The organism is Vibrio sp. S9_S30, assembly GCF_014694455.1.
Lineage (GTDB): Bacteria > Pseudomonadota > Gammaproteobacteria > Enterobacterales > Vibrionaceae > Vibrio.
On the sequence record NZ_JAAUWT010000254.1, the window covers coordinates 1 to 205 of the forward strand.

Here is a 205-nt window from a genome sequence, read left to right on the forward strand (position 1 = left end):
GGTCACTTTATCGCCTTCTGCGATATCGCCACCTGTCGCCGTACCGCTCACCGCGATGGTCTCGCCGCTTTCGGCTTTGTTGATCACGTCATCGGCGGTGATTGACGCCACCGTGACGACGCCCGCATCCGCTGTCTTATCCACCGTATGCGTGGAGGTCGCGGTGCTGTCGACTGTGTTGCCCGCCTCATCCGTTGACGCCACG

The 205-nt window shown here is 62.0% G+C and carries 1 protein-coding gene; it reads right to left on the bottom strand.

The genetic code is table 11. From position 1 onward, the window contains the following. A partial coding sequence (locus tag HC752_RS24650) for an Ig-like domain-containing protein (protein ID WP_342029508.1) occupies window positions 1-204 on the bottom strand: 204 nt, incomplete at its 3' end. Between the last annotated feature and the right edge of the window lies 1 nt (window position 205).